General features: G+C 45.0%; 2 pseudogenes. Both read left to right on the top strand.

Annotated elements, in window-relative coordinates:
* Positions 1-293, top strand: a pseudogene (locus tag AB4496_RS25635) (deoxyribose-phosphate aldolase); the annotation flags it as partial.
* A gap of 108 nt (positions 294-401) precedes the next feature.
* Positions 402-742 (top strand): annotated as a pseudogene (locus AB4496_RS25630) (thymidine phosphorylase); the annotation flags it as partial.

The raw sequence follows: 742 nt of genomic DNA, 5'->3' as shown, positions 1-742 counted from the left end.
ACTTCATCAAAACTTCAACAGGTAAAGTGCCAGTAAACGCGACTCCTGAGTACGCACGCATGATGCTTGAAGTTATTCGTGACATGGGCGTAGCTAAAACAGTTGGTTTCAAACCAGCTGGTGGCGTACGTACAGCTGAAGATGCTCAAGCTTACCTTGCAATGGCTGATGAGCTACTAGGCGCTGAGTGGGCAGACAACATGCACTACCGTTTTGGCGCTTCAAGCCTACTGACTAACCTTCTTAATACATTAGAAGTGACAGACCAAACTGCTGATCCAGCAGCATACTAATTTCCCTATCGGGTATAACAATAAAGTCTGTTTGATGGAGTGGTGTTAAGTCACTCCATATTACCTCTTTCCCTACAAACCATACTCACTAGAGTTTGGGAGGCACTAATGTATCTACCTCAAGAAATTATTCGCAGAAAACGTGATGGTGAAGTCCTAACGACTGAAGAAATTAACTTCTTTATTCAAGGCGTGGCTAAAAACACGGTTTCTGAAGGCCAAATTGCAGCATTCGCAATGGCTATCTTTTTTAATGAAATGACGATGCCAGAACGTATCGCACTGACGTGTGCAATGCGTGATTCGGGCATGGTGATTGACTGGAGCCACATGAACTTTGATGGCCCAATCGTTGATAAGCACTCTACTGGTGGTGTTGGTGACGTAACTTCTCTGATGCTTGGCCCTATGGTGGCAGCATGTGGTGGTTTCGTTCCAATGATCTCTGG

This window comes from Vibrio sp. 10N.222.46.A1 (assembly GCF_041473595.1).
Classification (GTDB): Bacteria; Pseudomonadota; Gammaproteobacteria; order Enterobacterales; family Vibrionaceae; genus Vibrio; species Vibrio tasmaniensis_A.
This window is presented reverse-complemented; position numbering and strand designations above follow the sequence as displayed.